Below are 6,176 nucleotides of genomic sequence, written 5' to 3'. Positions count from 1 at the left end.
TGCCGCCGTGCGCCGGTACGCGCCGAACCGGCCGTACGCGCGTACCGCGCGAGGCGCGCCCTTCACCGGTTCACGCGGCCGCAGCGCCATCGCCACCGCCACCGACGCGCTCAGCGGAACCAGGGCCAGCAGCGTCAGGGCCGCCGGCAGCGGAAGCGGCCGGCCGGCCGCGAGGAAGTCCGTCGCGGCACCGTCGACGGGCATCCCGGTGAGGTCGCCGCGCAGCTGGAGGAAGGCCAGCAGGGCCAGCGCCGAGCCCAGCAGGCAGGACAGCGCGGTGGTGAGCGCGGAGATCGCCATCAGCCGGGCGGGACCGAGACCGATCGCCGACAGCCCGGGCCGGGGCCGGGTGCCCGGATCGGTGCGGGCGACCGCGACCGCGAAGTACACCGTGGCCGCCAGCGGCGCCGCGCACCAGGCCAGCCGGAGTGCCGAGACGGACGGGTCCGGGTGGCCCAGGGCGTGGCCGAGGGCGCTCAGCAGCAGGAAGCCCGTGCCCGCCGACGCGGTCGCGACCAGCAGGCGGCGCAGCTGGACGGCGGGGTGGGCGCCGAGGCTCAGACGGAGAGCGAGCACGCCGCCCGGCCTTCCGTCTCGGCCGTTCCGGAGACCGGCGGCAGGTGGACGGTGTGCACGCACCGCCCGTCGAGCAGGGACACGGTGCGGTCGGCGAGGGCGGCCGTCTGCGCGTCGTGCGTGGCGAGGACGACGGTGATGCCGTGCGAGCGGGCCGCGGTGGTGAGCGTACGCAGCACATGCGCGCGGTCGATCCGGTGCAGCGGGGCGGTCGGCTCGTCGGCGAAGAGCACCGAGGGCGCCGGGGCGAGGGCGCGGGCGATGCACACCCGCTGCCGCTCCGCGTGAGTCAGCTCCACGGAGTGCTTGCGGGCCTTGTCACCGACGTCCAGGCGCTCCAGCCACTCCAGGGCGGCCGTCTTGGCCCGGCGCCGGCCGGTGCCGCGCAGCATCAGCGGCAGTGCGGCGTTCTCCCAGACGTTCAGCTCGGGGACGAGCAGGGGGGCCGGGTCGATCCAGCCGAAACGGTCCCGGCGCAGCCGCTCGCGGGTCACCGGGCTCATGGTGTGCACGGGAACGCTGTTGAACCAGACCTCGCCGCTCCCCGTCGGCAGCAGGCCGGACAGACAGCGCAGCAGGGTCGTCTTGCCGCTGCCGCGCGGGCCGCCGACGGCGAGGATCTCGCCCACCCGGACACCGAGCGAGACCCCGCTCAGTCCGAGCGAGCCGTCGTCGTGCCGGAAGTGCAGGGCGCGCGCCCAGAGCACGTCGTTGTCCGGTGGGGCCACCATGGCGTACACCTCGGTTCGGATCGGAAATGCCGTGCGCGATTCGGGTGAGTCCCCCGTCCGGGGGAACGAAGGCGCGGCCGATCGGTCACTGGGCACGCTAGGCAGGCCATGGCGGCGGTCCGGACAGCACGTGGCCCCGGGCCGCCGTTTCTCACTCGAACGGGCGGCACCGGGGCCGGTGTTGATCATCCAGAAGGAAGATCGGTCCCCCGGACGGAGCAATGGCTCAGAGCTTGGTCCAGGCCTCCGAGAGGGTCGCGCGCAGGATCTGCTCGATCTCGTCGAAGGTCCCCTGGTCGGAGATCAGCGGCGGGGCGAGCTGGACGACCGGGTCGCCGCGGTCGTCGGCCCGGCAGTACAGGCCGTTCTCGTAGAGCTTCTTCGACAGGAAGCCGTACAGGACGCGCTCGGTCTCGTCGGCGTCGAAGGACGCCTTGGTGTTCTTGTCCTTGACCAGCTCGATGCCGTAGAAGAAGCCGTTGCCGCGGACGTCACCGACGATCGGCAGGTCGTGCAGCTTCTCCAGGGTCGAGCGGAAGGCGCCCTCGTTGTCGAGCACGTGCTGGTTGAGGCCCTCGCGCTCGAACAGGTCGAGGTTGGCGATGCCGACCGCGGCGGAGACCGGGTGGCCGCCGAAGGTGTAGCCGTGCAGGAAGGTGTTGTCGCCCTTGTAGAACGGCTCGGCCAGGCGGTCGGAGATGACGCACGCGCCGATCGGGGAGTAGCCCGAGGTCATGCCCTTGGCGCAGGTGATCATGTCCGGGACGTAACCGAACTTGTCGCAGGCGAACGTCGTGCCGAGGCGGCCGAAGGCGCAGATGACCTCGTCGGAGACGAGCAGCACGTCGTACTGGTCGCAGATCTCGCGCACCCGACGGAAGTAACCGGGCGGGGGCGGGAAGCAGCCGCCGGCGTTCTGCACCGGCTCCAGGAAGACCGCCGCGACCGTGTCCGGGCCCTCGAAGAGGATCTGCTGCTCGATCTGGTCGGCGGCCCAGCGGCCGAACGCCTCCGGGTCGTCGCCGTGGATCGGCGCCCGGTAGATGTTGGTGTTCGGCACCTTGTGCGCGCCCGGGACGAGGGGCTCGAACGGGGCCTTCAGGGCCGGCAGGCCGGTGATGGACAGGGCGCCCTGCGGAGTGCCGTGGTAGGCCACCGCGCGGGATATGACCTTGTACTTGGTCGGCTTGCCGGTCAGCTTGAAGTACTGCTTGGCGAGCTTCCAGGCGGTCTCGACCGCCTCGCCGCCACCGGTGGTGAAGAAGACCTTGTTGAGGTCGCCCGGCGCCTCGTGCGCGAGCCGCTCCGCGAGTTCCACCGCCTTGGGGTGGGCGTAGGACCACACCGGGAAGAAGGCCAGCTCCTGCGCCTGCTTGGAGGCCGTCTCCGCGAGTTCCTGACGGCCGTGACCCGCCTGCACCACGAACAGGCCCGCGAGGCCGTCGAGGTAGCGCTTGCCCTGGTCGTCGTAGATGTAGGTGCCCTCGCCCCGGACGATGGTGGGGACGGGGGCGTTCTCGTACGAGGACATGCGGGTGAAGTGCATCCACAGGTGGTCGTACGCGGACCTGCTGAGGTCCTCGGTGCGGTCGGTGCTCACGATTATCGGGTTCCCCACATGTAGGTCTGCTTCTTGAGCCTGAGGTAGACGAAACTCTCGGTGGAGCGCACACCGGGGACGGCCCGGATGCGTCGGTTGATGACCTCGAGAAGGTGGTCGTCGTCCTCGCAGACGATCTCGACCATGAGGTCGAAGGAGCCCGCGGTCATCACCACGTACTCGCACTCGTCCATGGCGGTCAGCGCGTCGGCCACGGACTCCACGTCGCCCTCGACGTTGACCCCGACCATCGCCTGCCGGCGGAAGCCCACGGTGAGCGGGTCCGTGACGGCGACGATCTGCATCACGCCCTGGTCGAGCAGCTTCTGGACGCGCTGGCGCACGGCCGCCTCCGACAGGCCCACGGCCTTGCCGATGGCGGCGTACGGCCGGCGGCCGTCCTGCTGGAGCTGCTCGATGATGGCGAGGGAGACGGCGTCCAGGTGGGGACCGCCGCCGTTCTTGGACTCGCGTGAGTCCTTCGGGTCTGTGCTTCGACTGGCCACGGGGTCACTGTGCACGACGTATCGACAATATTGCAAGGCTCGACCGATGAAATTCGTTGTCTGTGCCGCCTCGTCCTGCGGATTTCGCAGATGCGGGGCGGGTGGGGGTGTTGAAATCGGCAGCCGTCGGTTTAGGGTGGGTGTCTCAGAGGGTGGACACCCAGACATCTCACCACCGAACACCTCGGACACACCCACAAGGAACACCAGGAGGGCCTGCAGTGAGCACCGAGCTGCGTCGTCTGCGCAACTACATCGGCGGGGAGTTCCGGGACGCCGCCGACGGACGGACCACCGAGGTGGTCAACCCCGCGACGGGCGAGGCGTACGCGACCGCTCCGCTGTCCGGGCAGGCGGATGTGGACGCCGCGATGGCGGCCGCCGCCGAGGCGTTCCCCGGCTGGCGCGACACCACCCCGGCCGAGCGCCAGAAGGCCCTGCTGAAGGTCGCGGACGCCTTCGAGGAGCGCGCCGAGGAACTGATCGCCGCCGAGGTGGAGAACACGGGCAAGCCCACCGGGCTCACCCGCACCGAGGAGATCCCGCCGATGGTGGACCAGATCCGCTTCTTCGCGGGCGCGGCGCGGATGCTCGAGGGCCGCTCGGCCGGTGAGTACATGGAGGGCCTGACCTCGATCGTGCGCCGTGAGCCGGTCGGCGTCTGCGCGCAGGTCGCGCCGTGGAACTACCCGATGATGATGGCCGTGTGGAAGTTCGCCCCGGCCATCGCCGCGGGCAACACGGTCGTCCTGAAGCCCTCGGACACCACCCCGGCCTCCACGGTCCTGCTCGCCGAGATCCTCGGCTCCGTCCTTCCCAAGGGCGTCTTCAACGTCGTCTGCGGCGACCGGGACACCGGCCGCCTGATGGTCGAGCACCCCACCCCGGCGATGGCCTCCATCACCGGTTCGGTGCGCGCCGGCATGTCGGTCGCCGAGTCCGCGTCCAAGGACGTCAAGCGGGTCCACCTGGAGCTGGGCGGCAAGGCCCCGGTCGTCGTCTTCGAGGACACCGACATCCCCAAGGCCGTCGAGGACATCTCCGTCGCCGGATTCTTCAACGCGGGCCAGGACTGCACGGCCGCCACGCGTGTCCTGGTCCACGAGTCGATCCACGACGCGTTCGTCTCCGCGCTCGCCAAGGCCGCCGCCGACACCAAGACCGGTATGCCGGACGACGAGGACGTCCTGTTCGGCCCGCTCAACAACCCCAACCAACTGGCGCAGGTCGAGGGCTTCATCGAGCGGCTGCCCGCGCACGCCCGCGTGGAGGCCGGCGGCAAGCGCGTCGGCGACAAGGGCTTCTTCTACGCGCCGACCGTCGTCTCCGGCCTGAACCAGGACGACGAGATCATCCAGAAGGAGGTCTTCGGCCCGGTCATCACCGTCCAGCGCTTCACCGACGAGGACCAGGCCGTCGAGTACGCCAACGACGTCGAGTACGCGCTGGCCTCCTCGGTGTGGACCAAGGACCACTCCCGCGCGATGCGGATGTCCAAGAAGCTCGACTTCGGCTGCGTGTGGATCAACACCCACATCCCGCTGGTCGCGGAGATGCCGCACGGCGGCTTCAAGAAGTCCGGCTATGGCAAGGACCTCTCGTCCTACGGCTTCGACGACTACACGCGGATCAAGCACGTGATGACGTCCCTCGACGCGTAGCGCTCCGCCGGTGGGCGCCGCCCCGGACCCCGCTCCCGAACGCCGGAGAGGCCGACGGCCGGCCTCTCCGGCGTCTCCGGCGTCTCAGGTCTGCCGGATCCGGGGCGGCGGCCCGCCGACTTTTTGAACATGTTCAATACGGCGTACGCTGTCGCCATGAGCGACAGAGCCGCCCTGCTCAAGGGCGCTCGCGCCTGGCTGGTCTTCTTCGTCGTCTGCCTGGTGCTCAGCGGTGTCACCGCGTTCCCCCTGGTGCACGAACTGCGCTGGACCGAGGACCTGCTCCGGTCCCTGTCGGCGCCGGAGCACCTCCCCGCCCTCATGGACTGGATCGAGCGGGTCCGCGAGGGACTCGACACCGCCGACGCCGAGTACCCCTTCCTCCTCTACGGCACCGACTGGCTCGCCTTCGCCCATCTCGTGATCGCGGTCGCCTTCTACGGCCCCTACCGCGACCCCGTACGCAATATCTGGGTCGTCGAGTTCGGCATGATCGCCTGCGCCGGCATCGTCCCGCTCGCCCTCGTCTGCGGCCCGGTCCGCGGCATCCCCTTCTGGTGGACCGTCATCGACATGGCGTTCGGGGTGTTCGGCGTGATCCCGCTGTACGTCGTACGCGAGAAGATCAGGCGACTCGAGGCGCTCACCGGGGAGGCCGGCGGACGCCCTGTCGTTCCAGTGCCGCGTTGAGACTCTCCAGGTGACCGGCCACGGCGCCCGGAGTCAGCAGGCCGCTGCCCGCCGCCTCCTCGCCCGCGGCGGGGAGGAGGCGGGTGCGGGCGCGGAGCATCGCGGGCGGGTCGTCCACGGCGACGGCGGCGCGGGCGACCAGGCACCACAGGGCCTCGGACATGAGGTCGCGGGGCGGGTCGGGGAGATCACGCAAGGCCGCGCGGGACTCCTCGGGACGACCTCCGGCGGCCAGCAGGAGGGGGCGCACCCACGGTTCGTAGGGTCCCCAGTCCGTGTGCTCGCCGGCGGTGGGCGGACCGCCGCCGCGCAGGGCCACGGTCAGACGGGCCAGGGGCAGGAGACCGCGGCTCAGACCGGGCATCCCGGAGCCGGGGAGCGGGTCGGCGGCGCGGTCGTAGGCGGTCAGGGC

General features: G+C 70.7%; 5 protein-coding genes and 2 pseudogenes. 2 read left to right on the top strand and 5 right to left on the bottom strand.

From position 1 onward, the window contains the following. From B9S61_RS14875 to B9S61_RS14860, 4 genes and pseudogenes are all read right to left on the bottom strand, one after another. Window positions 1–576, bottom strand: a pseudogene (locus tag B9S61_RS14875) (hypothetical protein); the annotation flags it as partial. Further along, on the bottom strand, window positions 558–1,307 hold the full coding sequence (locus B9S61_RS14870) for an ABC transporter ATP-binding protein (protein WP_103542685.1): 750 nt from the start codon (window positions 1,305–1,307) through the stop codon (window positions 558–560). The pseudogene B9S61_RS14875 and the gene B9S61_RS14870, both read right to left, overlap by 19 nt. Window positions 1,308–1,533: 226 nt before the next feature. Beyond that, window positions 1,534–2,907 (bottom strand): aspartate aminotransferase family protein, encoded by a 1,374-nt coding sequence (locus B9S61_RS14865; protein WP_103542684.1) that lies wholly within the window; start codon window positions 2,905–2,907, stop codon window positions 1,534–1,536. A gap of 2 nt (window positions 2,908–2,909) precedes the next feature. Next, a complete protein-coding gene (locus B9S61_RS14860; RefSeq protein WP_103542683.1) occupies window positions 2,910–3,428 on the bottom strand; it encodes an Lrp/AsnC family transcriptional regulator in 519 nt (172 codons plus the stop codon). 206 nt (window positions 3,429–3,634) lie between these two features. Between B9S61_RS14860 and B9S61_RS14855 the strand changes: the two genes are divergently transcribed. Together B9S61_RS14855 and B9S61_RS14850 are read left to right on the top strand one after the other, a co-directional pair. Beyond that, window positions 3,635–5,074: a gamma-aminobutyraldehyde dehydrogenase gene (locus B9S61_RS14855; protein ID WP_103542682.1), complete on the top strand. Its 1,440-nt coding sequence runs from the start codon at window positions 3,635–3,637 to the stop codon at window positions 5,072–5,074. Between the two features lie 156 nt (window positions 5,075–5,230). Further along, entirely contained in the window at window positions 5,231–5,764 is a 534-nt protein-coding gene (locus B9S61_RS14850; protein ID WP_103542686.1) for a hypothetical protein, read from the top strand. Here B9S61_RS14850 and B9S61_RS40850 read toward each other — a convergent pair. Further along, a pseudogene (locus B9S61_RS40850) lies at window positions 5,718–6,176 on the bottom strand (SARP family transcriptional regulator); the annotation flags it as partial. The gene B9S61_RS14850 and the pseudogene B9S61_RS40850 overlap by 47 nt on opposite strands.

Origin of the sequence: Streptomyces sp. SM1 (genome assembly GCF_002910825.1) — a bacterium.
In the GTDB taxonomy this organism is placed as follows: domain Bacteria; phylum Actinomycetota; class Actinomycetes; order Streptomycetales; family Streptomycetaceae; genus Streptomyces; species Streptomyces okerensis.
The sequence above is the reverse complement of the archived record's forward strand: the minus strand, read 5'-3'. Positions and strand labels throughout refer to the sequence as shown.

Coding starts and splice junctions, on each gene's coding strand:
- B9S61_RS14870 (WP_103542685.1), bottom strand. CDS start 1,307: ATGGTGGCCCCACCGGACAACGACGTGCTCTGGGCGCGCGCCCTGCAC.
- B9S61_RS14850 (WP_103542686.1), top strand. CDS start 5,231: ATGAGCGACAGAGCCGCCCTGCTCAAGGGCGCTCGCGCCTGGCTGGTC.